Below are 26,879 nucleotides of genomic sequence, written 5' to 3'. Positions count from 1 at the left end.
TAACAGCATCGGACCGGGCGAGCGTGAGGCAGCACCAGCCGCGCCGCCGGATGCAGTCGTCGGAAGGTAAAAGCGACCCTCAGACCCCGCCGCCGGAACTTTCGACGATTAGCGGCGGCCGAGTCCCTGGCCCCTTGGGGCTCGGCCGCCGCACTCACTCGACCAAGCAGTGCTGCGTCCTCACTGCCGCCCGAGATCACTCATTGCGGTAGATCCCGTCGACGTAGACGACCCTGTTGGTCCGGACTGCCGGAACTGCCGGACCCGGCAGCACGACACCGACTAGGTTCAGCGGATCGGTCGCGTTGACGACTACCCGCTCGCCCGTCCTGGGTGTCTTCCGCATTCGGTCGAGTTGATCGGCGGCCTCCGGTAGCGCGTACTGCTCGCCGCTGAACCCAGTGACGAAGCGCCCGCCGCGCACCAGGCCCCTGTCCTCGAGCCGCCTCAGGGCCCACTGCAGATCGCGCCAGGGGATCTTGAGCGAGTCGTGAACCGCCAGGTCCCTCACCAGAACCCCCCAGCGGTTCAGCAGCTGCTCGGCGACGGCCTCGGCGAGATCCTCGCGATCCATTTCTTGGCCGGCAACACCGGCCCCGCCGGCCGCGGAATGCGCCGGGACCACCGCCCACCGCCCCGCGGATCCGGAGGTCGGTTCCCGCCGCGCCCTGGCCAACCGCGACATCCGGCGGCTGACGGGTGCCGAGTTGGCGCGTGACCCGCCCACCCTCGCCCTGATGGCGGCGAAGCCGTCACACATGATCAAGCCCCTGGCGACGCCATCCCACAGGCCACGCTCGATGTCCTCGGGAAGGCGGTGCAACGCGGCCCCGAGCTCGGACGCGAACGACGCGCCTTGACGGCGAAGGACTCCGATTATCTCGGCGGTGGCGCCCACTGTCGGCTCGCCGAATGGCGTGGCCCGGGCCCCCTCGAGCAGCCACGCCAGGTCCCCACGGAAAACAACCGAGATCGGCGTCGCCTTCGACGGCCCGACCATCGGTCCGTCGTCGTCGGCACGAGCCCGGGGGATGAGCCGCAACCAGGCGACTTCACCGTCGTGGCAAAGGTGGTCCAGCCAAGCGGGGTCGTAGTGGCGGAGCCGGCGTCCCAGCAGCTCCGGCTCCCACGCCACCGCCGCGGCCTCGAAGCCCTGCAGCTGCTCGATCACCGTGGCGAGACCGGGCTCCCCTGAGAGCTGCGTGCCGGGAGAGACGTGCTGCCACCGAAGAAGGAATCGCATGTAGTCCTGCGCGGTGGCCGGCTCGACCGACTCGCGTCGCGAACGCCTCGAGTAGCTGTGCATCCGAGCAAGAAGGCGGCGTGCAACCCATTCCGTTCCCGTTGCGTCAGGCGAGTAGCGCCCTTGCAAGGCCTGGCCCTCGTGCTCCAAGACCGCCAGCGCCACCGCGACGCGGGTCGGCTTCAGGCCCGTCGCCTCTGACAAACGGTCCGCGGTGATGATTCCGGACAGCTCTAGATGCCCGCGCACCAAGCGCGCAGCCGCCTCGTCGTCATCCCCGGTGAATGCGGCGACGGCGTCGGCGAAGTTCTCCGCCGTGCACCAGAGCTCTTCTCCAGCCTGCGACAGGCCCCGCACCCGGCGACGCTCTACGAGCTCGTTCCACAACGGCTGCCATTCTTCGCGTGGCCTGATCGCGATAAGCGACGAGAGCAGGTCGTGCAGATCGTCCGCGCTGAGGAGAGTAGGTTCGATCTCCTCGTGCACCCGGGCAATGGCTTCGGGGTCGAGCGCTCCGATGGCGGAGAGGTCGACGCTCAGTCCGCGCCGCAGCCTCACCGCGTTGACCCGCCTGTTCTGGAACTCCTCGTCGTCGAGGAACGCATAGGGCCGTGCCGTCACGATCTCGTGAGCCAACACCGACGGCTCGGTCGTTTCGCAGCAGTGGACAGCGACCGCCCCCGACTCGATCCGCTCGATCAACCCCTGCACGCCATCGACGTCGAGCGCCTCGTGGAGGGTGTCGTCGATCGTCTGGCGGACGAGGATGTGGTCGGGTATCTCGACCGGTCCGGCGACGTTGTCCTGGCAGGCCGCAGCCTGAGGGAAGACCGCAGTGAGGAGGTCGTCTGACTCCATCCTCTGGATGGGAGGAGGGTTGCGCCGGCCGTTACGGAACCGCAGGACCATCAAAGACCGGTTAAGGTTCCATCGCCACCGCGCTTGGAACATCGGCGAGTCGAGGATGGCGTGCTCCAGCGTCTCGCGGACAGTCTTGCTCGACAGGTATCGGGGGACGTCGTCGAGAGCGAAGCTCTGGGTGAGGCCAAGCGACAGGATGACCGCGTCGTCGGTGGCGGCAGCTTGCAGTTCGAAGTTGAACGTTCTGCAGAACTTCTTTCTCAGCGCCAGGCCCAGCGCGCGGTTGATCCTGCCACCGTAAGGCGAATGGAGAACGAGCTGCATGCCGCCGGTGTCGTCGAAGAAACGCTCGAGCACCAGGTTTTCCTGCGACGGCATGACCCCGAGCACCGCCCGGGCGACGGCCAGGTAGTCGACGATCATGGTGGCCGCGTCGCCGCGCACACCAGCCGCTTCTTCGAGCCAGCTGCGCGCACCGTCAGGGTCACCCGCCGCGAGAAACTCGTCGATGCGAACTCGAAGCGACGAGACCTCCCGGGAGAGTTCCGCGGTGCGCGCCGGCGCCTCACCCAGCCAGAAGGGAACGGTCGGCGGGGTGTCGCCGGCGTCCCGAACCCGAACGATCCCAGGCTCCACGCGGCGGATCTGCCAGGAATGGCTGCCGAGGAGGAAGATGTCCCCGGCCATTGACTCCACGGCCCAGTCCTCGTTGACGGTTCCGACGAACGTGTCATCGGGGTCGGCGACCACCCGGTAGTCACCGGTCTCGGGTATCGCTCCGCCGGACATCACCGCGGCCAGCTGCGCTCCTTTTCGCGGCCGGAGCTCGCCGTTGACAGAGTCGTGATGGACGTAGGCGCCACGCCGTCCTCGCCCGGTCTCTATCCCGGCGCTGACGAGCGACAGGACTTCGTTGAACTGCTCCAAACTCAGCTCGTTGTAGTGGGCCGCCTTGCGAACAACGTCGAAGAGGGTCGCGGTGTCCCACTCTTTGACTGCGACCTCGGCGATGATCTGCTGGGCAAGGATGTCCAACGGGACGCGGGGAAGCTCGATGGCGTCGAGATTCCCGGAGCGGACCGCAATCAACAACGCCGTGCATTCGATGAGCTCGTCGCGCGTCATCGGGTACAGCCGGCCCTTCGGAGTTCCGCCGCGGCTGTGGTTGCTGCGCCCGACGCGCTGCAGGAAGGTTGCGATGCTTCGAGGAGAGCCGATCTGGCACACCAACTCCACGGGACCGATGTCGATCCCGAGCTCGAGCGACGCGGTCGCAACCAGAGCGCGGAGATCCCCGGCGCGCAACCTGGACTCGACCCTGTACCTGCGTTCCTTGGAAAGGCTGCCGTGGTGCGCAGCGACCACGTCATCCCCGAGCCTCTCCCCGAGCTGGTGGGCAAGGCGCTCCGCGAGCCTGCGGGTATTGACGAATACCAACGTCGTGCGATGCTGCCGGACCAGGTCCGCGACGCGATCAAGAACATCCGACATCTGCTCGTGCGACGCGACCGCCTCGAGCTCTCCGTCGGGAAGCTCAATGGCCAGGTCCATGTCTCGGCGGTGCCCGACGTCGACGACGGACGGAAGCTCCCGACCCCCGACGAGCAGCCGCCCCACCGTTTCAAGAGGTTTTTGTGTCGCGGACAGACCGATCCGCTGAGGGCGCGCGTCGCACAGCGCTTCCAGCCGCTCCAAGGTGAGAGCGAGGTGGGCGCCTCGCTTGTCGCGCGCGACCGCGTGGATCTCGTCGACGATGACCGTCTCCACCCGTCGCAGCGCCTCTCTGCCACGCGAGCCGGTCACGAGGAGATAGAGAGACTCCGGGGTGGTGACGACAAAGCTTGGCGGCCGGCGAAGCATCTGCGACCGGTCGGAGCTGGTGGTGTCGCCGGTGCGCACCGCGACCCGGATGTGAGGCGCCTCAAACCCCATCTCACCGGCAATCCCGGCGATCTCGGCCAGGGGCCGCTCGAGGTTCTCGGCGATGTCAACCGCCAACGCCCGGAGCGGAGACACGTACACGACCCGCGTTCCCACTTCGACGTCGACGCCCGCCGCGTGGGCGCGGTAGAGGCGATCGATGGCGACGAGGAACCCGGCGAGGGTCTTTCCTGATCCGGTCGGCGCGGCGATGAGCGTGTCGCTGCGGTCCGAGATCAGCTCCCATCCGCGAGACTGCGGCTCGGTCGGGCCCTCGGGAAAACGCCTCCGGAACCACTCCGCCACCGCGGGGTGGAACGTCGTATCTCCACCCCCTTGCAGCCGGACGGGCGCCAGGTCGACGGCGGGGTCCTCCGAGGGGATTTCCGGCCAGAGGCTCGCCTGGCCGTCTCCAACCAAAACCATTCGTGGATGGTACGCCGCAACTAGGACATCGTTGATCCTGAAAGATCAGTATGCGACCACTTCTTCGCCGGTCAGGTCGACGGTCATGCCCTCCCACGCCGCGAGCACCTGACCCTCAGATGTGCCCCATACCTCCCGCGCCGTGGACACGAGATCCTCCAGTTCGGTGTCGGGATGGTACGGGTCGTGATGGAACAACACGAGATGACTCACTTCAGCCTTCTTGGCGAAGTCCACCACGTGCCCGACCGAAGAGTGCCCCCAGCCGACGTGGGCCGGATACTCGTCGTCGGTGTACTGAGCGTCGTGCAGGAGAACGTCCGCGCGGCACGCCAGGTCGTAGCCGCTGATCCACTCGGCCGAGCGACCCTCTAGCCCGTGACCGAGGCCGGGTTCGTGGTCGGGCATGTAAACGACGCTGCGCCCGCCCTCCTCGATCCGGTATCCCACTGTCGGGCCTTGATGGGTGACCAGCTCGGCCCGGATGTTGAAGCCTCCGATCGCGACCAGCTCGTCGGGAACGTCGTGGAAGTAGAGCTTCGATGGTACGTCGGAGAGCCGGACGGGAAACAACGGCGGCGACAGGTAGGTGGCGATCCGGTCGGCCAGCGGCTGTACCGGTGAGGACGGCCCCCAGATGTGGATTTCACGGTCCGGCTGGAAGAGCGGTCGGAAGAACCCGAGTCCCTGTAAGTGATCGAGGTGCAGGTGGCTCAGCAGGACGTGTACCGGCTGAGTTGACTCGTCCATCATGGTTATGCCGAGGGGGCGCATGCCCGTCCCGGCGTCCAAGACGAGGATCTGCCCGTCGCTCCCCCGCACCTCGACGCAGGACGTGTTGCCTCCATAGCGAACCGTTTCGGGTCCCGGCGTGGCAAGCGATCCCCTGCAACCCCAGATCCGCACCTTCATCGGTCGGCCTCCCAGAAGACCGTGAGCACACCGTGCATCTCTCCGACCTTTCCGAATAACGGATACGCCGTCACCTCGAACGGTCTCCTCGACCCGTCGAGAGAAGTGGCGAGCACCGTCCGGTGGGATGGCTGGCGTTGCAAGAAGGCAACCCCCGCGGGCGAATCCCGCCGGCGCATCGGCGAGCCGTCGAGCTCGGCCAGCTGCAGCTTGGTACCGAACTCGTTGGCCGTCATCTGCCCGACCTCCGCGAACGTTCGCCCGAGCATCAGCTCCGCCGCCTCGTTGAAGTAGACGAGCATGCCCTCCTCGTCGATGAGGAACATCGGCGTGGCGAGATTGGCCGCAAGCTCTCTCGCAAGGATGAGCTGCAAGCTCTTCTTGTGTGTCGCGCCCGATCCGCCCCCAGACTCGGTCATGCCGACGGACGCTACCGCAAGCAGAAGCCGCTATTGAAAAAGAGAAACGTAGGGCCGGCGGACGTCTGTCGCGGGGCTGAGATCTATGCAGTGGCGAGAGAAGGGCTCGTGGCTGTCAGGGTGTGCAGCTGTCCTGAGGTCGGCGACGACGCGCCGCCTTCCAGCCACGAAGCTGCGAGAACGTAGGACTCTCGGATCAACTGCCTGGTCACCCTGAAGTCGAAGATCGACAGCTTGCCGGCCGCCGCCGGCACCGGGAGGATCCGGACGGTGCGCCGCGACGAGGCTTCCGCTACAGCTCGCTGCTCGCCCGGATGAGCAGAAAGGGCCATCGCCCGCTGCATCATCAAGATCGCGTTCCCCGGTGGCGGGAGATGGCTTGCCGGCACGGTCGGAAGAACGTAGATCTCGGACGGGTCGAAATCCTCCGCCTGGGCAATAGGGGTGTTCGCCGCGATGCCCCCGTCGATGAGGGTACGGCCGTCTATCTCGACGGTGGGGAACACCCCAGGGATGGCCGAGCTGGCCAGCAACGCACGGATGGTGTCTCCGGAGCGGAGCACCACTGCGTCACCGGTCTCGAGGTCGGTCGCGATCACGCGCACTGGGATCGGTGCTTCCTCGAGGCGCTCAAAGCCGAAGTTCGCCCGCATCAGCAGGCTCCTCAATCCGAGCGACTCGACGATGAAGGGCTGGTGCCCAAACACACCCTTGGCAAGAGCGGGAATGCTCATCGGGAACACGTCGCGCCGGCGGACGGAGGACCACAGCTCCGACAGCTCCTCGATGCCTGCCAGATCGTGGTGACCGGCGAGGAAAGCTGCGTTCAGGGCTCCGATCGACGTCCCCACAACCGCATCTGGCTTGATGCCAGCTTCGAGAAGCGCCTGGAGCATGCCCACCTGGACCGCGCCAAGGTTACCGCCGCCATTCAGGACGAACACTTTCTCGGCAACCCGCTCGGAACCCATCAGAACTCCTTCCAAACCCGCCGGTTACAACAGCGGCCTCTGCGTTTACATGCCCCAAGCGCGTAGATTTGGGGCTCGACCATCATCTATGCGCGCTCTATTGCCTATCGCAGCCGCGAACGTAGACATCACCGACGCTTACGCGGTCGGACGGTCACAGGTCCCGGGCCGGGCTTTCGTCCGGTGCAACATGATCTCCAGCCTTGACGGCGCGATCAGCCTGAACGGCAGATCTGGCACGCTCGGAGGTCCGGCGGACCGCATGGTGTTCCAAGTTCTCCGGTCGCTCGCGGATGTGATCCTGGTCGGCGCAGGGACCATGAGGACGGAGGGCTACGGCCCAGCGGTACTGAACGAGGATCTCCGCAATCAGAGAAAGGAACGGGGGCAGCCGGCGGTCCCGCCCATTGCAGTGGTCACGCGATCCGGCAACCTGGACTGGTCATCACCGTTCTTCACCGAGGCCGAGCAGCGCCCCATCGTGGTCACCACCACTGGCACCAATCCCGGCGCGCGCGAGAGGGCGGGGCACGCGGCGGAGTTGGTTCTCGCCGGCGAAGACAACGTGGATCTCGAAGAAGCTATCGCCAACCTCTACGGGAGCGGGTACCGGTCGGTGCTGCTCGAAGGCGGCCCGGGCCTCAACGCGGACGTGGTCAACGCAGGTCTGCTCGACGAGCTGTGCGTGACCCTGTCTCCCCGGATTGTTGCTGGGGACGGACCCCGGATCCTTGCCGGTCCCGAGCTGTCGGTGCCGCTCGAGTTGGATCCTGTCCACCTTCTCGAGCAGGACGGGTTCTACTTCTACAGATTCGCAGTTCGCCGCTAAAGGCGTGTGCCTTCGCGACGGGCTTCCGCGGTTCACCTAGGGTCTCGACGGTGCAACTGGCAGAGCTACAACGGCTGATGCTCGAGACGTACGGTGAACGAGACGAGGCTCGCGGCACCACGGCGACGGTCGCGTGGCTCACCGAAGAGATGGGAGAGCTCGCACGCGCGGTTCGAAAAGGGACCAAGGAGGAACAGCTTCATGAGCTTTCCGACGTTCTCGCCTGGGTCGCCTCGCTGGCGAACCAGCTCGACCTTCGCCTCGACGACGCAGTGGCCCGCTACTCCGCGGGCTGCCCGAAATGCTCGAGCAGTCCATGCCGCTGCTCTGACGATTGACCCCAGGATCGATTCAGTCGGGGCGGAACGGATTGTTCAGGTTGAACGGCACGTCCGCGAAACGGGCGGCCTCCTTCTCGAGCTCCGGAACCGTCCACCGGCCGTCCTTCTCGATCTTGTCGACGAGTGCGAACGGTTGGAAGAGGTGAACCTGGCCGCCGAACACGAAGAAGCACCTGCCGTTGATCGGGCACTCCTCGGTGGCGAGATAAGCGACGAACGGCGAAATGTTCGCCGGGTCCATCGGCCCGCCGGGCTCATACGGACGGTCCGGATTGAGATCAGCGGTGAGACGGGTGTACGCGGCCGGAGCAATGGCATTCACTCGGACGCCGAAACGGCCAAGCTCCCAATTCGAGATGATCGTCAAGGCGGCGATACCCATCTTCGCTGCGCCGTAGTTGGTCTGGCCGACGTTCCCGAACAAGCCTGACGTCGAAGAGGTGTTGATCACCGATCGCTTCGCTTCGTGCCCGGCCTTGGACTGCTCCCTCCAGTAGGCCGCGGCATGCCTCAGCGGCGCGAAATGACCTTTCAGGTGAACGTGGATGACCGCGTCCCACTCCTCCTCGGTCATGTTGACGAGCATCCGGTCGCGCAGAATGCCGGCATTGTTGACGAGGACGTGAAGGTCGCCATAGGTATCGATGGCGCTTTGGACCATCCGTCGCGCCCCTTCGAAATCGGCCACGTCGTCGTGGTTTGCGATGGCTTCGCCGCCGGTCGCCTTGATCTCGTCGACCACCTGCTGTGCCGGCGAAGCGTCCGCGCCGGTACCGTCCCGATCGCCGCCGAGGTCGTTGACGACGACCTTCGCTCCTTCCGCCGCAAATAGGAGCGCGTGCTCGCGCCCGATCCCCCGGCCGGCGCCGGTAATGATCGCGACCCTGTCCTGAAGCGTGTTCATTGGGGCATCCCCTCCCGATCTAATCGGGCGGAAACATAGCCGACGACAGCAAGCCGGCGTTCCGCTTCACGATGACCGCAAACCGCTTCGTCCGGGGTCAGTCGGGCTGGGGGACGATCCGGATGTACGGCTTCGGCTCCTTCCAGCTCCCGAACACCTTCTTGGCCTCGTCGTTCGAGACAGAGCCGGAGATGATCACGTCTTCGCCCGGCTTCCAGTTGACAGGAGTAGCGACCCGGTGATTTGCGGTGAGTTGCAGCGAGTCGATGACGCGAAGTACCTCGTCGAAGTTCCGGCCGGTGGTCATCGGGTACACCAGGATCAGCTTGAGCTTCTTGTCCGGGCCGATCACGAAGACGTTCCGGACCGTCTGATTGTCTGCAGGGGTACGCGACTTGGCCTCGCCGGATGTGCTGGCCGGGAGCATCCCGTAGAGCTTGGCGACGTTGAAATCCGAGTCACCGATAATCGGGTAGTTGGGGGCTGTCCCCTGGGTTTCCTCGATATCTCTCGCCCATTGCTCGTGGTCGCCGGTCGAGTCGACGGAGAGTCCGATGACCTTGACACCGCGCCGGTCGAATTCCGGCTTGATCCTCGCCATGTACCCGAGCTCGGTGGTGCAGACCGGGGTGAAATCCTTCGGGTGGCTGAACAGCACCGCCCACGAGTCACCTATCCATTCATGGAAGCGAATGGGTCCTTCGGTGGTCTGGGCTTCGAAGTCCGGAGCAGTGTCGCCGATTGCCAGTGACATGGAAAGCCTCCTGTTCGTTCGAGCTTTCACGAGTCCACCCTCTCGCCAACCCCGATGTCAAGGCCGATTCTCGCTTCACTCACGGCTAGATCATGCCACTCCGGCCCGCCGTTACTCTGCCGCCAATCGGGGGGCGCCGTCGGTGGATCACCCAAACCGCCCACGCACGGCTGGTAAAAAACTAGGTGGGTGGCCTGGGTTCTCAAGGGCAGACCCCTGCAAATCGAGTCCCAGGTCACCCGCCAGCATTATCGCTGCCAGGTCTTTGGGTGGACCAAAAGTAGGCACTTAGGAATTCGGCGCGACGCGATCCCGGCTTTACTTGCCTACGATCCCTCGTATGGCCCGAATCGGCATTCCAAGTGGTCCCGGCGGCGAAGCGTCGATGATCTGGACGCTGCGCCCAGAGATGGGCTCCATGGTCGAGCGAATGATCTCGACCGTCTATCAGCGCAGCATCCTTCCCCCCGAGGAGCGGGAAGTGGCGCGCATGCGCATCGCCCAGTTGAACGCGTGCAGCGCGTGCTCGAACTTCCGCGCACCCTCCGTGCTGGCGGCTGGAGTGACCGAGGATCTGTACGAGCACCTCGATGAGGCGTCGGACTATCCGGGATACAGCCGGCGACAGAGGCTCGCCATCGAGTTCGCTGAGCGCTTCGCGGCCAACCATCGCGAGATCGACGACGACCTGTTCGCGCGCTTGCGATCAAGCTTCAGCGATCAGGAGATCCTGGACTTGACCATGTGCGTGTCCGTGTATCTGGGCCTCGGGCGGGCGCTCGAAGTTCTCGGAATCGACTCGAGCTGCGCGATCGACATCTGAGCCGGCCATTCCGACCCGCTGTCCCGGCTACAAGATTCGCGACGCCTTTCCCTGCCAGTAACGATCGCGAATCCGCCTCTTGTAGAGCTTGCCGTTCGGATCCCGAGGCAGGGCGGAATCGAAATCGACGCTGCGGGGGCACTTGTATGACGCCAGATGCGCCCGGCAGTATTCGACCAGCTCGGCGGCCAGGTCCGGACCGGGGGCAACACCGTCGAGAGGCTGGACGACGGCCTTGACCTCCTCGCCGAACTCGTCGTTCGGCACGCCGAAGACAGCAGCGTCGGCGAGCTTGGGGTGCATCACCAGGAGGTTCTCGATCTCCTGCGGGTAGATGTTGACGCCACCGGAGACGATCATGAACGTGGAGCGGTCCGTGAGGTAGAGGTACCCGTCGTCGTCCACGTAGCCGACGTCGCCGAGCGTGCGCCACCCTTTCCCGTTGGACACCGAGGCGGTCTTCTGCGGATCCTTGAAATACTCGAAGTCAGGTCCACCCTCGAAGTAAATCTCTCCCGGCGAGCCCGGAGGAAGCCCCTCTCCCCCGGAATCGAGTACGTGAACCGTGGTGAGAGGCTTGCCGACCGAACCGGGATGGGCGAGCCACTCCTCGGGACCAATCGTGGTTCCCGCAAAGCCCTCGGTCCCGCCGTAGTACTCGTGGATGATCGGACCGAACCAATCCATCATCTGATGTTTGACATCGACCGGGCATGGCGCCGCGGCGTGGAGCACGCACCGGAGAGACGAGACGTCGTACTTCGCACGGACCTGCTCTGGCAGCTTGAGCATCCGCACGAACATCGTCGGCACGAACTGCGCATGGGTGACGCGATGAAGCTCGATCAGCCTGAGGACGGTTTCGGGATCGAACTTCCGCATCAGGACCGAAGCCGCTCCGACCCGGTTCACCGCCATGGTGTAGTTCACCCCGGCCGCGTGGTAAAGAGGTGCCGGCGAGAGGTACACGCTGGAAGCCGTCATCCCGTAACGGTGGAGCAGAGCCAGTTCCAGGACCGACTGCGCCCAGGAACCGTTCTCCGCAGGAAGCGGACGGCGCACCGCCTTGGGGCGCCCGGTGGTGCCAGACGAGTAAAGCATCTCGCTGCCGTCCGACGGTTCAGGGGTCCCACCCGCCCCATTGAGAACGTCTTCGTAGGCCATCCAGCTCGGAGCCGTGTCGCCGACGATGATCCGCGTGCTGACTCCGGGCATGTGGCCGAGAAGCTGGGAAGCGAGCGGGGCCATCGACTCGTCGATGAAGACGGCTTTCGCTTCCGAGTCCTCGACTATGTAGGCGACTTCGTCGAAGGTGAGATGCGTGTTAACCGGCGTGTAGTACAGGCCGGAGAGCTGGCAACCCCAGGTCACCTCGATGAACTCGGGCCGATTCGGAAGCATCAGGGCGACGGCATCCCCGCGGCGCAGACCAGCCGAGTAGAGGGCGCCCGCTACCTTTTGACTTCGCTCGTACAGCTCGCCATACGAGACGGTCTTGCCTTCAGAGGTAACGAGCGCCGGCGCATCGGGCGTCTTGGCCGCGTGGTCGGAGATGTTCACGATCAGGCCTGATGGTCGGATCCGCCGTTCGCATCACCCGCTCCGTTGGCGTCAGCGGCGGCGGCTTGGCGGCGTGCCATCTCGGCCGGCTTGATGTTGCCTTCGAGCACCCGCCGGATAAGCGCCTGGACATCGGAGCTGAGCGACGCGAGGGCGACCAGGTCGTTGGAGCTCTGCCAGTGCACGCGCATGCCCATCAGCTCCCAGGCCCGCTTCAGGTTCGCCTTCGTCGCCATGAGCGTCGTCAGAGGCGCTTGGGCGATCTGGCGGGCGATGGTGTCGACCCGAGCGTCGAGTTCGTCCCGAGGCACGACTTCGTTCACCAGGCCGACTGCCAGCGCCTTCTGCGCGTCGATGACCTCTGCCAGGTACAGGTAGTACGCGGCCCGGCGCCAGTTCATGAACACCCACGGCTCGATCGAGCATTCACCGGAGGGCATGCCGAACCCCTGTAGCGGCGGGTACTGGAAGTAGGCGTCATCGGAGGCGATAACGATGTCAGTGGTGAGCCCGTAATGGGTGCCCCCGCCGACGCAGTAACCGTGCACTTGCGCGATCGTCGGCTTGGAGAACTCCCACAGGTTCATGACCGGTTTCACGAACAGGTCGGTCTGACCCTTCCACGGCGTTCCCATGTGAGCCCCTCCCTCGACGAACGCCGGGTAGTCACGTGCGTTGTCCCCAATGGCGTGACCGGAGCAGAACCCCTTGCCGTTGGCCTTCAACACGAGGACCTTGATGTCGTAATCGCGGTCAGCGTCGAGGAGCGCGGCGTCGACCTCCTCGGCCAGCTTCTGGTCCTGGGCGTTCGCCTTCTCCGGCCAGTTGAGGATCACGCGGGCGATCGGGCCATCCTTCTCGTAGATGATGCGCTCGCGGGTCTCCGTAAGGTTCATCTCCCCTCCCTGGTCATGGGCGCATGAACACTACTCAGGTTTACTGACGCTCGTGTCAGGTTCAGCGCGGTCGAGGAACTGCCGGGGTTTCAAACCTGACTCGATGAGCTCCGCTCGGCGGGCCTGAACGTCGGAAGCGGCCCCGACGAGATTGGTCAGGATGTGGCTCACCTGGAGATGGACCCTCATACCCATGAGCTCCCAGGCTCGCTTCACGTTGTTCTTGACGGCCATCAGCGTGGTTAGCGGAATTTGGGCGATCTTGTGCGCCATCTCCTCCACGGTGTCCTCAAGCTCCTCGCGCGGCACAACCCGGTTGAGGAGCCCCCACTCGAGCGCCTCCTGGGCGTTGAGCGTCGGAGCCAGCAGGAGCCAATCCATGGTGCGATGCCAGTTCATCAGCAGCCACGGTTCGATCATCGTGTGACCGCCGGGCTCGCCGAGGCTCTGAGCCAGAGGCATCTGGAAGTAGGCGTCGTCCGAAGCGACGCAGAAGTCCGTCAGCAGGCCAAGGTAGATCCCGCCGCCCATGCAGTATCCGTGGATCTGCGAGATGGTCGGCTTGGGGAACTCCCACAGGTACAAAGTGGGCCACAGGAACAGGTCGGCCGTGCCTTTGTAAAGGTCCTCGAAGGTCGAACCGAACTCGGGATAGGGGTTCTCGTCCGGGGCCCAGCGGGCGACGTGACCTCCGCAGAAGCCCTTGCCGTTGGCCTTCAGGATCACCACCTTGATCTCACCGTCTCGGTCGGCCTCGCGGAGGCATGCATCGACCTCACGGACAAGAATCGAATCCTTCGTGTTGGCTTTGTCGGGACGGTTCAAGACGATGCGCGCGATCGGAGGGTCGCGCTCGTAGATAACCGCTTCGAGTGTGCGCTGCTCCATGGCGGTCACCATACCGGTGTCACTGTCCAGCCGACTCGCTGCGAGACTGACTGCACTTCGGGTTCATGGGAGGCAACTTGGCGATCGAGGGTGGAACCGATGTCGTCGTGGTCGGCTCTGGCGGGGCCGGACTGGCCGCCGCGCTCACCGCCGCCCAGGAGGGGGCTCGGGTAACGGTCCTCGAGCGAACGTCTCTCGTCGGCGGCTCGACCGCGGTGTCGGGCGGCGGCATCTGGGTTCCGGGGAACCATCACATGCTGGCGGCCGGTTTCGACGACAGCCGCGAGGAAGCCATCGCCTATTGCGGCCGGCTGGTCGCAGGCAAGATGCCGGACGATCTCGTGGAAGCCTTCGTCGACTCCGCCCGAGAGATGATCCGCTACCTCGAGGCGAACACCTCCCTGCGATTCCGGCCGATGTCCTGGCCCGACTATCACCCCGAAATGGAGGGGGCGAAACCATCCGGACGCATGCTCGAATCGACTCTCTTCGCGTCCACATCGCTTGGGGAGTGGGCGGAACGGGTTCGGACCGGCCCGGTCCTGGCGATGCCTATCACCCTGGAGGAGCAATCGGTGACCTGGCGGCTCGGCTACACGCCGGAGAAGCTCGATCGCCAGATGGTCAGAGAGCGGAGTGCTGCCGGGTTGGTCACGATGGGACGCGCTCTGATCAGCGGACTCCTCGAAGCGTGCCTTAGTCGCGGCGTTCGGGTGTTGACGCAGGCACGGGCGACCGGGCTCGTTCGAGGAAGTTCCGGAGCGGTCGCCGGTGTCCGATACAGCTCGGGCGACGCAGACTCTTATGGGGTGGTTGCTCGGGAGTTAGGAGCGCCGGCGGTCGTCCTCGCGTCGGGCGGTTACGAGTGGGACCGAGAGCTCACCCGCAGCTTCCTTCCTGGTCCCCTGACCCACCCGACCACGCCTCCCTTCGGCACCGGCGACGGGTTGAGGATGGCGATGGAGGCCGGTGCGGGTCTCGCCAACATGAGCGAAGCCTGGTGGTACCCCGCGTCGAATGTTCCAGATGATTCCTACGAGGGACTGCCGCTCAACCGGTTCGTGGCGACCGAGCGGACGGCGCCGCACTGCATCCTCGTCAATCGATCCGGGCGACGATTCGTCGACGAGGCGGCCAATTACAACGACATGATGAAGGCGTTCTTCGACTTCGACCCGGTCGCCTACCGTTTGCGCAACCTTCCCTGCTGGTCGGTGATGGACGACCAGTATCGTCGCCGCTACAGCATCGCATCGGCCCGACCAGGCCGCCCCGACCCGGAGTGGCTCATCAACGCACAATCCCTTCAGGAGCTGGCTAACAGGATTGGCGTCGACCCACGAGGCTTGGAGACGACGGTCGAGCGATTCAACGAGTTCGCCAGGGGTGGGCGTGACCCCGAGTTCGGCCGGGGCGACAGCTACTACGACCGCTTCCACGGGGATCCCGAGGCGCCGCATCCCAACTTGGGGACGATCGAGGTTGCGCCGTTCTACGCGCTGGAGGTCCACCCCGGTTGTGTGGGCACCAAAGGCGGGCCGGTGACCGATGCCCGCGCACGCGTGCTGGATACCAGGGGGGAGGTCATCCCGGGGCTGTTCGCCGCTGGCAACGTGGCGGCAAGCCCGGCGGGGCCCGCCTACTTCGGCGGTGGATGTTCGATCGCCATGGCCCTTACCTGGGGTTACCTGGCCGGCGCCACCGCCGCGCGAACATTCCGCCAGACCGCCCTTTAGCCAAACACTCGTTAGCCAGACAGGTAGCGATCCAGCTCGCGGTGCATGTTGATGATCCCGCCCTCGTACCTCTCGCTCAGCCTCATCGAGTCGAACCCAAGCGTGTGGATACCACGCTGCTGGCGCTCGATGTTCGAGAAATCCTGCAAAGGGATCGTCGGCCACGCCGATGTGTCGGACGGTCCGAACGGCCCGAGCCTCGTCGGCCGGACCGTCTCTTTCTGACCGGGTGGAATGGATACCGACCAGAGTTCGAACAGACACGACTCGGCTTCCATCCCGTTCGGCCGGCTCCGGTAGATCAGCGCGTTCCCGTACTGGGGAAGAACGAAGTAGTTAGGGAAGACGAAGAACACGCCTCCCCAACGGGACAAGGCATCCGGTTCGGGCGGCGGCAGCTCAACACCTTCAGCTGCTGCCGCTTCGTAAATCGCCTGAACCACCCTCTGGCCGATCGACCCCTTCGTTGGCGAACCTCGCAAGCCTTCGATCGCGCGCACGTCCCTCTCCAGGGTCATTGCCTCGAGACCCTCGCAGAGGAGCTTGCTCGACTCGATCGCGACCTCGAGAGCGTCCACCCCCTCAGGCACCGGGGAACGCCTGGCCCTGTTCTGGAAATGAGAGTGACCGTTGGGATGCACCTCGTAAACCTGGGCGTCAGGGTCGTCAGGCAGTCCCAGGTTCAGCTGCGGGTGGGTCTGCATGACGTGGAAACCCTCCATGAAGGCCTCTTGGGCAAGCTTCCAATTCGCGTTGAGTACCACGGATTTCCACCATCGGACCCGCATCCGATCCACTCCCAACGGGTCCAGCAGCGAGGCCATGGGCGCTAGCGCTTCCTCCAGTGGCGGAGCCTCGGAGTCGAGGTTGACGAACACGCACCCGCCCCAGCAGCCAACGCGGTACTCCCTCAGCTTGAGGTCACCGCAGTCGAGGCATTGCGGATCGAATCCCTGCTCCCCGTAAACGAAGGTGTTGTCGCCGTCGAGGTTCCATTGCCATCCGTGGAACGGGCAGACGATGCGCCGGCCTCGGAAACTGCCCGAACCGAGAGCCAGCTGGGTGGCACGATGCCTGCACGCGTTCCCGAAGGCTCGGACCGTCGCTGGATCGCTGCGGACGAGCAAAATCGACTGGTCGCAGATCGAGTATTCGGTGAAGTCCCCCACGCTGGGGATCTCCTCGAGGCGGCACGACATCTGCCAGACGCGGGGCCAGAGCTTGTCGCGTTCGAGCTCGAGGAACTCCTTGCTCCAATAGCGCGACACGGGGAGGAAAGAGGAGGTGGCGCCCACGTCGGACACGCCTGCCATCTTGCCACCCGGCCAGGAGTCGATCCGTGGGACACCGTTGATCCGGCGCGCCCTCCAAAGCTGAGGCAGGATGGTCCGGTGAGCGAACGTACGATCTGCTGTGTCTATACGCAGCCCCGTCCGGGTCGGGCCGCCGAGTACCACGAGTGGTACGACCGCCAGCACCTCCGCGACGTGGTCCGGGTCCCGGGCGTGGTCTCCGCCCAGCGGTTCGAAGGGTTCGAGACCGATTCAGCCGGGGAGCCGGCGGCTCAGTGCCTCGCTATCTACGAGATCGAGGGGGATCCCCGAGAGTTCGTCCGCGAGCTGAGGTCCCGCTTCGGTACCGACGCAATGCCGCCGAGCGAGGCACTCGACCTGGAGAGCATTTCGATCGTTTTCTGGAAGCCCCGAGGAGCCCGGCTCGGCCGCGGCCAGCGACCCGGGCAGCATTCGGAGTTGACCGACCCCCAGCTCAGCCGCCTCCGCGACGCGCTAGCCCGGCTCGGCGACGGCCGGCCCTTCAGCGCAACCGAGGCCCTGAGCGCGGCATTGTCTGCCGGGATCGAGAATCACCTTGCTGACATCGATTCGGCTCTTTCCGATCTGGAGGACGCGGGCGTGATCCGCGAGGTTCAGAAGAACCCACCTCGTTGGCAGGTCGTCGAGCCGCAGTAGGTACCAGTGGTGACCAGTGGTGACCAGTAGTGACCAGTAGTTACTGGAACTCTCAGCCGGGCTGCAGCACGGACGCGTCGCCGAGGGCGATGGTCACCTCGAACCGGCGATGCGCGATCCTCCAGCCTGAGTCGGTTAGAACCAGCTCGTCCCAGTAGTTGCCGAAACACTCGTAGCTGAGGTGCGAATTGTCGCCCGCACCGATATGCATTACCCGCGCCTTGCACACCGACTTCGCCGACCGCCCGCCGTCGCCCTCCAAGATCACGTGGTGATTGCCCAGCAGGTGCTGAGAAGGGCCGCACCCGCCGAGGAAGCCGCGAACGAAACGCACTATTGCGTCGCGACCGTCGACCCCGTATGCGGATGCGTCGGCGGTGAAGACCTCCTCGAGCGCGTTCCAGTCCCTCAGGTCGAACGCGGCAGCACAACGTACGACTACATCGACGATGGCCTTTTGCTCCTCGGCCGTGGAAGCTGGCATCACGATGGAAGGTAGCCCAGCGGTGGTTCTTGCGTAGATGACCCCTCCGATCCAGCGGATTTCGACGAGGACGAGGGTGCATTCGTAGGATTGCCCGGTGCGCGATCGGACCGCCCATCCCGTAGCTCACTGGGCCGAACGGAGATCGCTGCACGGAGGCGTCGACGAGATTCCATTGCCTCGAGGGGTCGGCGGTCGGTTGTGGCTCTGCGGCAAGCGCTTCATCGCCCCTAATCCGGAAAGGGCGATGGCCTACGTTGACGCGGATGCGGCGGTCTGCCTGAACGAGCCACACGAGCTCGAGTGGTACCCAGAGTACGTCGAATGGCTGAAAGCCCAGCCCTCCGAGAGGGTCATTTGGCGGCCGATCCCGGACCTGCACGTGCCCTCGCGAGACGACGCGGTCGAGCTGCTCGCGGAAGTGCGTTCTCGACTGGACGGTGGGCAGTCCTTGCTGATGCACTGCGGCGCCGGAATCGGGCGGACCGGCACCATCGCTGCGGGGGTCCTCATAACGATGGGCGAGTCGCCGGCGCATGCCATCGCCCGTCTTCGCGCCCACCGTTCTCTGTGCGGGCCTGAGGCCGGTGCGCAGACCGAGCTACTCGACTGGCTGTTCGCCTGTCACCCTGGCGAGAACATCGTCGATGTCGAGTAGGTGGTGCTCAGCCTCGTGAACCACGTTTCTCGCCATCCAGGCAACCGATAAGTCCTCGCCGTCCCTGACCCCGACTCGGTCCCACTGTTCAGCGGTGATGCTTGCCAATAATGCGGACAGCTGGCCCGCGTTGGTTGTCACCTCCTCGGCTACAGCGATCGGCGGTTGATCGTTGTAGGCCCTTTCGGTCACGACGTCGTCCCTTCTCATCGCGTGAAGCTGAGGACGATCCTTGGCCACCACCCGGCGGATCCGCCAGTCATAAAGCGCGAAGCAGTCGCGCACGTGGCATGCGTATTCGAGCGCCGACCATGTTGCCGGATCGGGGCGTACCCGCCAGACGGCCACATCCTTGTGAGCTTCCTCGAGGAGCCTCGAGCGATACGCGGCGCCAAGTTCCTGGACAAGTGCCGGCGTAGTCACCACATCCTGGTCGTCGTAATCGAAACCGCACTTCGGGCACACCCAACCTGGCCTCGGGGCATCCCAACCGTCGTGCACGGACACATGACGAGTCTGCTACGCGACCGGTGCGAGGCGTGGGACCTCGGGTTGGCACGCCCGCGACGGGTGGGCGGCCTTCAGCAGGTCGGTGAGCCGGCGGACCGCTCGACTCGGGTTTACGACCCTCGCTTCCACGCCCGCGCGCCGGACAACATCGGCAGCCGCGCAGATCGCCGCCCACCCGGACTTGTCGACGAAGCGGACTGCGCCGAGATCGAAATCGATGGGATCGCCGTCCTCGCTCACCATCTCGGCGATTTGGCAGAGATCGCGTCTTGCCGCCGCGTCGACCTCGCCTCGAAGGGACAGCTTCCAGCGGCCGTCATAGGAGATGGTGGTGAGCAGGGTCGGTTCTCTGTGGCTCATCGGGGGGCTCCTTTCGCCACGCTCCTGTGCCTGGCGGCTTGTGCTCCCCGATCTTCCTCCGCCCACCTGAACCCCAGATGAGATTGGCGCAACAGGTCACTGAGACCTTCGCGGGGCGCCTACGCAGACCGCCTACGCAGACCGCCTATGTGGCGGCAGGCACGGCGACGTAATCCGGGATGGCGCTCAGAAGCTCCGGTGGCAGATCCCCGCAGAGGAGGCACCGGTCCTGGATCGCGCGACCCTCCCCGACCGTTACCAGCTCCACCGTTCCGGTGAGGCTGTGGCGCACCGCATCGCGCGGATCTGCTCGTCCGTCCACGACGGCCTGCGACGCTCGTTCGGACAAAGGCGCGCACACCCACGCCAGATTGGATCCCTCATAGCCGACCTGGGCGACTAGCCAGCTCGTGCCTTGCGAGTCCGAAGCTGTGAAGAGGCTCGGGCCGGCGCCGGCGGCGAGGATCGTCTCCACGGTCAGTTCGAGGTCATAGCCGAAAAACCTCACTGCTGTTCTCCCAAGTAGTTCTGTGACTCAGTGAGGAGTGAGTGACTCCAAGCGCCGTATTTCGTTACGGCCAACGAGAGGAATTTCGCTGTGTCGCCAGCCATGACCTTCTGTACCGAAATTTGGTGCGAAAGGATTGGCCGCTGAACAACTGCCCAGACGAGACGGATCCCCGACGGCTCAGTGGCGACCCGGCCAAACTTTTGTTGCAAAAATGCACCTATTAGGTGCGAAGTTGCAAAGAAAAGCGTCGACTCGTAGACGAGGCGGCACCCTTGTCCGCCGCCCGACCCCGGACGAGCTCCAGGCCGCCGAGGGCAAAACGGTGCCGGACGTGATCGCCCGGGATCTGAGAGTCCTGTTCTGCGGGGTCAACCCGGGCTTGTGGTCGGCGGCCGTGCAGCACCATTTCGCCCGCCCCGGCAATCGGTTCTGGAAGGCGCTGCACCTGGCCGGGTTCACCGCTGAACTGATCGACCCGGCGAGCGAGCGCGACCTGCTCGGATACGGGCTCGGGGTGACCAACCTGGTCGACCGGGCGACCAGATCGGCGATCGAACTTCCCAAATCGGACCTTCGGGACGGGGCAAAGCGGCTGGCGACCAAAGTGAAGAAGTGGCGACCTCAAATCGTGGCGGTGCTCGGCATCGGCGCCTACCGCTCGGCGTTCGAGCGACCGAAGGCTCGACCGGGTCTCCAACCCGAGGCGGTCGGCACCGCGAAGGTGTGGCTACTGGCCAATCCCAGCGGAGCCCAGGCGCACTACCAGATCGCAGACCTGGTCGATCAGCTGAGAGAACTACGCTCCTTCATCGGAGGGTAAGACGGCGTCCCACCCGCGCCGGCGATCGGGGACCCTCCTTGTAACGCCCCCGATCGACACGTATCATTTCGTTCGACATTTTCGGATCGGTCCACCGCCACAGGCTGTCCGGCCGGTAGGGGGTTTAGGAGGGGCAATGAAAATCTTGAAGCTTGGGCCGGCCGCCTGGGCGGCCTCGGGCAGCGTGGCTCTCCTCGCCGCCCTGACTGTCGCACCCGCGGCCTCTTCGGCGTCGAACGGAGCGGGTCCTCATCCACTCCGCCAGCACGACACCCACAGCGCTCGATTCAGGGGCGGCAGCTCGAACCTGATCGACCATGGGGGCCCGGTCCTGCCGACCTCGAACGTCTACACGATCTGGTGGGGCAGCTCGAGTAGCTGGAACTCCAACACGAAGCCCGGGATCGCCCAGCTCTTCGGCGGCCTGAACGGTTCGGGATACGCAGCTACCGGCACGCAGTACATGCGCGGCAGCCCGACCGTCGTGAACTACATACGATCCGTGAACGACATTTCGACACCTCCATCACAGCCCTCGACCAGCAACATCGGCGCCGAGGTCCAGAAGGAAGTCAACAACGGGAGCTTGCCGGCGGACCCGAGCGGCGTTTACTTCGTCTTCACCAGCAACTTCCCCAGCCGCGCGAACTACTGCGCCTGGCACAGCTACACGTCCATCAGCGCGGGGCAGGTCGCGATCGCCTACATGCCCAACGTCGCGGGGATCTCCGGTTGCGATGCGGTCCAGGCCAGCGGGATCAGCGGCGGTACTTCCTACAGCGACGAGGGGACTCTTTCGCTCGCCAACGTCACCGCTCACGAGTTCATGGAATCGATCACCGACCAGGTGCTCAATGCCTGGTACGACTCGTCGGGTTCGGAGATCGGCGACAAGTGTGCCTGGCAATTCAACGGCCCCGTCCAGTTAGCCAACGGCAGCAGCTGGATACTCCAGAAGGAATGGAGCAACGCGATAAGCGGCTGCACGGAGACAACCCCCTAGCCAGGAAGGCTCTGGCAGCAGCAGCAGCCCTATTCGGCCTCGTTGCGGCGGCTGCGCCGGCGTGCTCGAGCGGTCAGGCCGGCCGGTCGACGGCGTCGCCCGGTTCCACGATCCGGGTCTTTGCCGAGGACCCCCGGGGGCGTGAGGTGTCGCCGCAAAACGTGTCGGTACGCGTAGGGAGCCGCGTCGAGGTAAACCTCGAGTCCTTGTACTGGCAGCTGGACACCATCCCCGATCCTCGGACTCTGGCTCTGCAAAAGCAGGTCGCCAACGACGCGACAGTGCTGGCCTCCGGGCAGCAGGCGTGCACTGCATCGGTACCTGGCAGCGGCTGTGGCACGAGGACGCTCACCTTCGAGGCCGTCGCGGCTGGCACTGTGCTCGTACACGCGACGCGCACTAGCTGCGGTGAAGCCCTCCGTTGCGCCCCAGGACAGGGAAGCTTCGCTCTCACTGTGAACGTGCGACGCTGAGCTTCGAGCTACTTCAAATGATGCTCCACCCGGCTAGCCGAGTCCCGACTCGCACTGGGCCGCCGAAACGGAAGTCCGATTCGCAATCGCACGACCGGTCGGCAGATCGGGTTGTCGACAGAGGTCGAGCAGCATGAACGATCTGCCATCGGTCAGCTTTGCTTTCGAGCTGCACTTCGCGGAGATGAGGCGCAGCTCGATTTCGGCGGTCATCGTGGCCCATTTTTCAAGTTGTGCTGCGGCAGCCAGAGCCCACAGCGTGTCCGGTACGAGTGCGCCCAAGGCAATCGTTCCGGACTCGCTCATTAGATCGATGCTGACGCTGCCGGGACGGAACGTCGCGAAGATGACTCGAGCCTTGACGGCGCGCGGTTTAGCGGAGCGTGTCTCCTCGGCAGTATCTGTTCGTGGGGGGTGGAATAAGTTGAACATCTCACCAAGGCCGGCATCGGGATCGATGACCGGACCACCCCAATTGTCCCTCTTCCCATGACTAACTGTCGAAGGATTTTCGCGGCGGAGGATGGGATCCGACCATCGCCTCTCGCAGTAGAGCCCGAAGTCGCCCGGCCCCGCGAGTAGGCACAAAAACCGCACATCTGGTATAAACAGCCCCATAGGCAGCTGGGGAAAGCTACCTCGTCGCAAGTTCGTCGTGATCGCCGCGGTCTGCGCGCTCGTGGGAGCGGTCGCAGTCCCGTCGATGACGTTTCCGGTTCGCGCGTCCTCACCCTCGTTCAGCGCGCACGGTAGCGCCGAACAGGTGTACGTCACCGGCGCCGACCCGAACGCCCGGATGTCGCTCGTCAATTCAAGCGGGACCACGGTGCCCAACGTGCCTGCCCAGACGGCCGATTCCCTGGGCGGGGTTCTCTTCCGCAACGTGCCGCCGGGCAGTGGGTACCGGGTCCGTCTCGAACCCAACGGGCCGGAGTCCGGACCGCTGACCGTCTACACAGATGCGCCGGCACCCTGGGACCCGAGCATCTACAACCAGTCGATCCCCGACAACGGGTACACGTACCTAACCACCCGCGACGGCACCCAGTTGGCCATCGACGTGCACCCGCCGACCAGCCCTGCCGGCCAACCCGGGTTGCCGTCGGGCCTGCGGATGCCAAGTCTGCCGAGCGGTTCGTCCAGCCTTGGTTACGTACCCCCCTACCCCACCCTGATCGAGTACTCCGGTTACGGGTACGCGAACCCTGCCGGACCGGTCAACGGCATCGCTGTCCTCGCCAACCTGATGGGTTTCGCGGTCGTCGATGTCAGCATGCGCGGCACCGGGTGCTCGGGCGGCGCGTACGACTTCTTCGAACCCCTGCAGAACCTGGACGGCTACGACGTCATCGAGACGATCGCCCACCAGCCATGGGTTCTCGGGCACAAGGTCGGGATGTTCGGCATCTCCTACGGCGCGATCAGCCAGCTGTTCACCGCTCAGCTCGACCCACCGGACCTGGAGGCGATCGCGCCGATGTCGACCATCGACGCCACCGGGACGACCCTCTACCCAGGCGGCATCCTGAACACCGGCTTCGCCGTCGCCTGGGCGCAGGAGCGCCAGCAGGAGGCGTTGCCGGCCGGACCGAAGACGGGCCAACCATGGGCCTACCAGCAGATCCGTAACGGTGACGCGACGTGCAAGGCCAACCAGGTCCTTCACGGCGAGGCCGCCGATCTGATGAGCAAGATCCGCGCCAACGACCACTACGTCCGGCAAGTCGCCGACCCGCTCGACCCGGTCACCTTCGTCGACAAGATCAAGGCCCCCACGTTCATGGCCTGTCAGTGGGAGGACGAACAGACCGGCGGGCACTGCGCGGACCTCGCCGAACATTTCAATCCGACGACACCGAAGTGGTTCACCTTCACCAACGGCGCGCACATTGACTCTCTCGATCCCACCACGTTCAACCGCGTGTACGACTTCCTCGAGCTGTTCGTCGCCCATCAGGCTCCGTTGGTCAACCAGGCGCTGATCCGTGCCGCGGCACCGGTCATCTACCAGGCGGCGCTCGGCACCAAGGACAACGACCTGTTGCCGCTCGATCCGATCCAGCTCCTGCCGACCTACGACCTGGCGTTGGCCGCCTTCGAGAAATTGCCGTCGGTCCGGGTTCTCTTCGACAACGGCGCCGGCCAATCGCCGACAGGTACGGCATCCCCGGGCGATCCCTATCCGGGGTTCGAGCGGTCCTTCCCCTCTTTCCCGATTCCCGGAACGATGCCGAGCTTCTGGTACCTGACTCCGAGCGGAACGCTTGGCAGGAATCCTCCTGCCGAGGGTGGCATCAACTGGTACACCTCGAACGCCTCCGCCACCGCGCTCAACGACTATCAGGGCAACACCGGCGGAGGAGGTTTGTGGTCCAACGCCTCGGACTGGACATGGGCCTGGCAGCAGAACCCGCCCGGCACGGCGCTCTCGTACGTGACTTTCCCGTTGCCCACCAACACGACCGTGATCGGCTCGGGCGCGCTGCACGTCTGGGTGCGCTCGTCGACACCTGACGTGGATCTCCAGGCAACCATCAGCGAGGTGCGGCCCGACGGAAACGAGACCTTCGTCCAGCAGGGCTGGATGCGGGCAAGCGAACGGCGACTGGCGACCGGGGCCAATGATCCGATCGCCCAGCCGAGCAGCCTTCTCGAACCGGAGCCGAGCATGCTTGCCAGCGACGTGCAGCCCATGCCGGCGGGCCAGTTCGTCGAGGTGGTGATCCCGCTCTACTACGAGGGCCACGTCTACCGGGCCGGGTCGCGGATACGGGTAACCATCGACGCGCCGAACGGCGCGCAGCCGATCTGGTCATTCGGCGAGACGCAGCCCAGCGGCACCGCGACCGTTTCGATCGCCGAGTCCGCGACGATGCCATCGAGCCTCGTGCTTCCGGTGGTGCCAGGTGTGGAACCGCCCACCGCACTGCCTCCGTGCCCGAGCCTGCGCAACGAGCCGTGCCGCTCTTACCACGCGATCAACGACCAGCTGGCTTCTTCATGAGAAGGGACAAAACTTGACCAGGTTCCGCCGCACCCTCGCCCTTGCTGCTTCGGTCGGTCTCGGCACTGCAGGCGCGGCGTACGCGGCGGTCGCTCCAACGACACCGACGGGAAGGGTGCTGCTCGTCGGCAACTACAACGGAAACCACGGCACTTACAGCTCGCTGCAGGATGCGGTTGACGCCGCCCTGCCCGGGGACTGGATCCTGGTCGGTCCGGGCGACTACCACACGTCTTCGAGCCGGACCCCCGCAGATGCAACCGGCACCCCGGCGGGGGTTCTGGTGCAGACGGCTGGATTGCACATCCGGGGGATGGACCGCAACGGCGTGGTCGTTGACGGCACCAAGCCGGGCTCATCGCAATGCAGCAACAAGACGGCCGACCAGAATCTGGGGCCGGCCGGACCACACGGTCCGCTCGGCTTGAACGGGATCTTGGTCTGGAAGGCCGACAACGTGTCCGTCGAGAACCTCACCGTCTGCAACTTCCTCGGCGGTGCTGGGGAGGCCGGTAACGAGATCTGGTGGAACGGCGGAGACAACAGCGGCAAGATCGGGGGCTGGGGATTCACTGGCAACTACCTGACCGCGACCAGCACGTACTTCGACAGCGAGGCAACCGCCGCGCAGTACGGGATCTTTTCCTCCAACTGGAGTGGCGGCACTTGGAACCACACGTACGCGAGCAACTTCAACGACTCGGGCTACTACATCGGGGCGTGCCAGGACCAATGCGACCAGACCGTCAACGACGCGTGGGCCGAATACAACGCCCTGGGTTACTCTGGGTCCAACTCGGGCGGCCAGCTGGTCATCCAGAACTCACAGTTCGACAACAACCAGGATGGCTTCGACACAAACAGCCAGAACGGTGACAACCCCCCGCCCCAGGACGGGACCTGCCCCAACGGCGCAACGAGCCCGATAACCCACACCCATTCGTGCTGGGTTTTCAGGAACAACTACGTGCACGACAACAACAACCCCAACGTCCCCGGCGCCGGCAGTGCCGCGGCTGGGCCGGTTGGCACTGGCATGTCGCTATCAGGTGGGCGCAACGACACGATCCTGAACAACGTGTTCACGAACAACGGAGCGTGGGGCATCATCCTGGTCCCGTATCCCGATAGCGGGCCGCCCTGTACCGGGGGACTCAACACGCCGGCCGCATGTCTCTACGACGAGTACGGCGACGCGGTCATGGGAAACGTCTTCGGGGACAACGGTTCTTTCAAAAACGTGACCAACGGCGATATCGCCGCGGTCAACCTCCTGCCCGACGCGACCGACTGCTTCAGCGGGAACGTCGAGTACGAGGGCGGCCAGATGACGACGAGCCCGCCAATGCTGCAGCAGCTGTACCCACGCTGCACCGGGCAGACGGTGCCGCCGGACCTCAATCCTCTGTTCCTCGATCAGGTCGCCTGCGATTCCCAATCGGTGTCGATCGGCCCAATCGCGGGCGGCACTTTCTGCCTTCCCGGGTCGAACTATCCGAGGCGTACCCAGGTGATGATGCACCAGCTCCCATCCGGGCTCCAGACGATGACTGACCCCTGTGCGGGAGTCCCCTCGAACCCGTGGTGCCCGGCCCGCTGACCC

At 65.0% G+C, this 26,879-nt stretch carries 26 protein-coding genes; 11 read left to right on the top strand and 15 right to left on the bottom strand.

What is annotated here, in order from left to right:
* Nucleotides 1-196: 196 nt before the first annotated feature.
* The 4 genes from VFZ97_05510 to VFZ97_05495 all read right to left on the bottom strand — a co-directional run bounded on the left by VFZ97_05510 (nucleotide 197) and on the right by VFZ97_05495 (nucleotide 6,752).
* Nucleotides 197-4,450: a DEAD/DEAH box helicase gene (locus tag VFZ97_05510; protein ID HEX6392877.1), complete on the bottom strand. Its 4,254-nt coding sequence runs from the start codon at nucleotides 4,448-4,450 to the stop codon at nucleotides 197-199.
* Between the two features lie 45 nt (nucleotides 4,451-4,495).
* Nucleotides 4,496-5,362 (bottom strand): MBL fold metallo-hydrolase, encoded by an 867-nt coding sequence (locus VFZ97_05505; protein ID HEX6392876.1) that lies wholly within the window; start codon nucleotides 5,360-5,362, stop codon nucleotides 4,496-4,498.
* Nucleotides 5,359-5,781 (bottom strand): PAS domain-containing protein, encoded by a 423-nt coding sequence (locus VFZ97_05500; protein ID HEX6392875.1) that lies wholly within the window; start codon nucleotides 5,779-5,781, stop codon nucleotides 5,359-5,361. Before VFZ97_05500 ends, VFZ97_05505 begins: the two co-directional genes overlap by 4 nt.
* 83 nt (nucleotides 5,782-5,864) lie before the next feature.
* A complete protein-coding gene (locus VFZ97_05495; GenBank protein ID HEX6392874.1) occupies nucleotides 5,865-6,752 on the bottom strand; it encodes a patatin-like phospholipase family protein in 888 nt (295 codons plus the stop codon).
* An 88-nt stretch (nucleotides 6,753-6,840) separates the two neighbouring features.
* Here VFZ97_05495 and VFZ97_05490 point away from each other — a divergent pair, with 88 nt between their 5' ends.
* Both VFZ97_05490 and VFZ97_05485 read left to right on the top strand, forming a co-directional pair.
* A complete protein-coding gene (locus tag VFZ97_05490; GenBank protein ID HEX6392873.1) occupies nucleotides 6,841-7,581 on the top strand; it encodes a pyrimidine reductase family protein in 741 nt (246 codons plus the stop codon).
* 50 nt (nucleotides 7,582-7,631) lie between these two features.
* Entirely contained in the window at nucleotides 7,632-7,919 is a 288-nt protein-coding gene (locus VFZ97_05485; protein ID HEX6392872.1) for a MazG nucleotide pyrophosphohydrolase domain-containing protein, read from the top strand.
* A 13-nt stretch (nucleotides 7,920-7,932) separates the two neighbouring features.
* Here the strand turns inward: VFZ97_05485 and VFZ97_05480 are convergent, their stop codons facing one another.
* Both VFZ97_05480 and VFZ97_05475 read right to left on the bottom strand, forming a co-directional pair.
* Nucleotides 7,933-8,826: an SDR family oxidoreductase gene (locus VFZ97_05480; protein HEX6392871.1), complete on the bottom strand. Its 894-nt coding sequence runs from the start codon at nucleotides 8,824-8,826 to the stop codon at nucleotides 7,933-7,935.
* A 97-nt stretch (nucleotides 8,827-8,923) separates the two neighbouring features.
* Entirely contained in the window at nucleotides 8,924-9,580 is a 657-nt protein-coding gene (locus tag VFZ97_05475; GenBank protein ID HEX6392870.1) for a peroxiredoxin, read from the bottom strand.
* Nucleotides 9,581-9,920: 340 nt separating this feature from the next.
* On the opposite strand from VFZ97_05475, the gene VFZ97_05470 reads away from it, so the two are divergent.
* On the top strand, nucleotides 9,921-10,403 hold the full coding sequence (locus tag VFZ97_05470; protein ID HEX6392869.1) for a carboxymuconolactone decarboxylase family protein: 483 nt from the start codon (nucleotides 9,921-9,923) through the stop codon (nucleotides 10,401-10,403).
* A 27-nt stretch (nucleotides 10,404-10,430) separates the two neighbouring features.
* Here the strand turns inward: VFZ97_05470 and VFZ97_05465 are convergent, their stop codons facing one another.
* The 3 genes from VFZ97_05465 to VFZ97_05455 are packed head-to-tail and all read right to left on the bottom strand — an operon-like array spanning nucleotide 10,431 to nucleotide 13,747.
* Nucleotides 10,431-11,963 carry an acyl-CoA synthetase gene (locus VFZ97_05465; protein ID HEX6392868.1) on the bottom strand — a complete coding sequence of 511 codons (1,533 nt, stop codon included), beginning with the start codon at nucleotides 11,961-11,963 and terminating at the stop codon, nucleotides 10,431-10,433.
* A gap of 2 nt (nucleotides 11,964-11,965) precedes the next feature.
* Nucleotides 11,966-12,859 (bottom strand): enoyl-CoA hydratase-related protein, encoded by an 894-nt coding sequence (locus tag VFZ97_05460; protein HEX6392867.1) that lies wholly within the window; start codon nucleotides 12,857-12,859, stop codon nucleotides 11,966-11,968.
* Nucleotides 12,860-12,889: 30 nt separating this feature from the next.
* Nucleotides 12,890-13,747 (bottom strand): enoyl-CoA hydratase-related protein, encoded by an 858-nt coding sequence (locus VFZ97_05455; protein ID HEX6392866.1) that lies wholly within the window; start codon nucleotides 13,745-13,747, stop codon nucleotides 12,890-12,892.
* Nucleotides 13,748-13,812: 65 nt separating this feature from the next.
* On the opposite strand from VFZ97_05455, the gene VFZ97_05450 reads away from it, so the two are divergent.
* A complete protein-coding gene (locus VFZ97_05450) occupies nucleotides 13,813-15,483 on the top strand; it encodes an FAD-dependent oxidoreductase (GenBank protein ID HEX6392865.1) in 1,671 nt (556 codons plus the stop codon).
* An 11-nt stretch (nucleotides 15,484-15,494) separates the two neighbouring features.
* Here VFZ97_05450 and VFZ97_05445 read toward each other — a convergent pair whose 3' ends face one another.
* Nucleotides 15,495-16,787 (bottom strand): aromatic ring-hydroxylating dioxygenase subunit alpha, encoded by a 1,293-nt coding sequence (locus VFZ97_05445; protein ID HEX6392864.1) that lies wholly within the window; start codon nucleotides 16,785-16,787, stop codon nucleotides 15,495-15,497.
* 87 nt (nucleotides 16,788-16,874) lie between these two features.
* Here VFZ97_05445 and VFZ97_05440 point away from each other — a divergent pair, with 87 nt between their 5' ends.
* Nucleotides 16,875-17,453, top strand: a complete 579-nt coding sequence (locus tag VFZ97_05440; protein ID HEX6392863.1) for a hypothetical protein — start codon at nucleotides 16,875-16,877, stop codon at nucleotides 17,451-17,453.
* A gap of 52 nt (nucleotides 17,454-17,505) precedes the next feature.
* On the opposite strand, the gene VFZ97_05435 is transcribed toward VFZ97_05440, so the two are convergent.
* The gene (locus tag VFZ97_05435) at nucleotides 17,506-17,937 is read right to left on the bottom strand and encodes a nuclear transport factor 2 family protein (GenBank protein HEX6392862.1); all 432 of its coding nucleotides are present in this window, start codon (nucleotides 17,935-17,937) and stop codon (nucleotides 17,506-17,508) included.
* A gap of 97 nt (nucleotides 17,938-18,034) precedes the next feature.
* Between VFZ97_05435 and VFZ97_05430 the strand changes: the two genes are divergently transcribed.
* On the top strand, nucleotides 18,035-18,595 hold the full coding sequence (locus VFZ97_05430; protein ID HEX6392861.1) for a protein-tyrosine phosphatase family protein: 561 nt from the start codon (nucleotides 18,035-18,037) through the stop codon (nucleotides 18,593-18,595).
* Here the strand turns inward: VFZ97_05430 and VFZ97_05425 are convergent.
* From VFZ97_05425 to VFZ97_05415, 3 genes are all read right to left on the bottom strand, one after another.
* Nucleotides 18,539-19,102 carry a DinB family protein gene (locus tag VFZ97_05425; GenBank protein ID HEX6392860.1) on the bottom strand — a complete coding sequence of 188 codons (564 nt, stop codon included), beginning with the start codon at nucleotides 19,100-19,102 and terminating at the stop codon, nucleotides 18,539-18,541. The genes VFZ97_05430 and VFZ97_05425 overlap by 57 nt on opposite strands.
* Nucleotides 19,103-19,114: 12 nt before the next feature.
* A complete protein-coding gene (locus tag VFZ97_05420) occupies nucleotides 19,115-19,465 on the bottom strand; it encodes an STAS domain-containing protein (GenBank protein HEX6392859.1) in 351 nt (116 codons plus the stop codon).
* Between the two features lie 145 nt (nucleotides 19,466-19,610).
* Nucleotides 19,611-19,973, bottom strand: coding sequence for a hypothetical protein (locus VFZ97_05415; protein HEX6392858.1), 363 nt, complete (start codon nucleotides 19,971-19,973; stop codon nucleotides 19,611-19,613).
* A 235-nt stretch (nucleotides 19,974-20,208) separates the two neighbouring features.
* On the opposite strand from VFZ97_05415, the gene mug reads away from it, so the two are divergent.
* The 3 genes from mug (at nucleotide 20,209) to VFZ97_05400 (ending at nucleotide 22,272) form a co-directional block, all read left to right on the top strand.
* On the top strand, nucleotides 20,209-20,796 hold the full coding sequence (mug, locus tag VFZ97_05410) for a G/U mismatch-specific DNA glycosylase (GenBank protein HEX6392857.1): 588 nt from the start codon (nucleotides 20,209-20,211) through the stop codon (nucleotides 20,794-20,796).
* A gap of 136 nt (nucleotides 20,797-20,932) precedes the next feature.
* A complete protein-coding gene (locus VFZ97_05405; GenBank protein ID HEX6392856.1) occupies nucleotides 20,933-21,799 on the top strand; it encodes a hypothetical protein in 867 nt (288 codons plus the stop codon).
* The gene (locus VFZ97_05400; GenBank protein HEX6392855.1) at nucleotides 21,757-22,272 is read left to right on the top strand and encodes a hypothetical protein; all 516 of its coding nucleotides are present in this window, start codon (nucleotides 21,757-21,759) and stop codon (nucleotides 22,270-22,272) included. The genes VFZ97_05405 and VFZ97_05400 overlap by 43 nt, the downstream gene beginning before the upstream one ends.
* 33 nt (nucleotides 22,273-22,305) lie before the next feature.
* On the opposite strand, the gene VFZ97_05395 is transcribed toward VFZ97_05400, so the two are convergent.
* Entirely contained in the window at nucleotides 22,306-22,578 is a 273-nt protein-coding gene (locus VFZ97_05395) for a hypothetical protein (GenBank protein ID HEX6392854.1), read from the bottom strand.
* Nucleotides 22,579-22,927: 349 nt separating this feature from the next.
* On the opposite strand from VFZ97_05395, the gene VFZ97_05390 reads away from it, so the two are divergent.
* Both VFZ97_05390 and VFZ97_05385 read left to right on the top strand, forming a co-directional pair.
* A complete protein-coding gene (locus tag VFZ97_05390) occupies nucleotides 22,928-25,276 on the top strand; it encodes a CocE/NonD family hydrolase (GenBank protein ID HEX6392853.1) in 2,349 nt (782 codons plus the stop codon).
* Between the two features lie 13 nt (nucleotides 25,277-25,289).
* The gene (locus VFZ97_05385) at nucleotides 25,290-26,876 is read left to right on the top strand and encodes a hypothetical protein (protein HEX6392852.1); all 1,587 of its coding nucleotides are present in this window, start codon (nucleotides 25,290-25,292) and stop codon (nucleotides 26,874-26,876) included.
* Nucleotides 26,877-26,879: the final 3 nt, after the last annotated feature.

This window comes from Acidimicrobiales bacterium (assembly GCA_036378675.1).
GTDB lineage: Bacteria > Actinomycetota > Acidimicrobiia > Acidimicrobiales > Palsa-688 > DASUWA01.
Note: the sequence above shows the minus strand (reverse complement) of the source record. Positions and strands in the feature narration are given on the sequence as shown.

Coding starts and splice junctions, on each gene's coding strand:
- VFZ97_05510 (HEX6392877.1), bottom strand. CDS start 4,450: ATGGTTTTGGTTGGAGACGGCCAGGCGAGCCTCTGGCCGGAAATCCCC.
- VFZ97_05505 (HEX6392876.1), bottom strand. CDS start 5,362: ATGAAGGTGCGGATCTGGGGTTGCAGGGGATCGCTTGCCACGCCGGGA.
- VFZ97_05500 (HEX6392875.1), bottom strand. CDS start 5,781: ATGACCGAGTCTGGGGGCGGATCGGGCGCGACACACAAGAAGAGCTTG.
- VFZ97_05495 (HEX6392874.1), bottom strand. CDS start 6,752: ATGGGTTCCGAGCGGGTTGCCGAGAAAGTGTTCGTCCTGAATGGCGGC.
- VFZ97_05490 (HEX6392873.1), top strand. CDS start 6,841: ATGCGCGCTCTATTGCCTATCGCAGCCGCGAACGTAGACATCACCGAC.
- VFZ97_05480 (HEX6392871.1), bottom strand. CDS start 8,826: ATGAACACGCTTCAGGACAGGGTCGCGATCATTACCGGCGCCGGCCGG.
- VFZ97_05475 (HEX6392870.1), bottom strand. CDS start 9,580: ATGTCACTGGCAATCGGCGACACTGCTCCGGACTTCGAAGCCCAGACC.
- VFZ97_05470 (HEX6392869.1), top strand. CDS start 9,921: ATGGCCCGAATCGGCATTCCAAGTGGTCCCGGCGGCGAAGCGTCGATG.
- VFZ97_05460 (HEX6392867.1), bottom strand. CDS start 12,859: ATGAACCTTACGGAGACCCGCGAGCGCATCATCTACGAGAAGGATGGC.
- VFZ97_05455 (HEX6392866.1), bottom strand. CDS start 13,747: ATGGAGCAGCGCACACTCGAAGCGGTTATCTACGAGCGCGACCCTCCG.
- VFZ97_05450 (HEX6392865.1), top strand. CDS start 13,813: ATGGGAGGCAACTTGGCGATCGAGGGTGGAACCGATGTCGTCGTGGTC.
- VFZ97_05435 (HEX6392862.1), bottom strand. CDS start 17,937: ATGCCAGCTTCCACGGCCGAGGAGCAAAAGGCCATCGTCGATGTAGTC.
- VFZ97_05420 (HEX6392859.1), bottom strand. CDS start 19,465: ATGAGCCACAGAGAACCGACCCTGCTCACCACCATCTCCTATGACGGC.
- VFZ97_05405 (HEX6392856.1), top strand. CDS start 20,933: ATGAAAATCTTGAAGCTTGGGCCGGCCGCCTGGGCGGCCTCGGGCAGC.
- VFZ97_05400 (HEX6392855.1), top strand. CDS start 21,757: ATGGAGCAACGCGATAAGCGGCTGCACGGAGACAACCCCCTAGCCAGG.
- VFZ97_05395 (HEX6392854.1), bottom strand. CDS start 22,578: ATGAGCGAGTCCGGAACGATTGCCTTGGGCGCACTCGTACCGGACACG.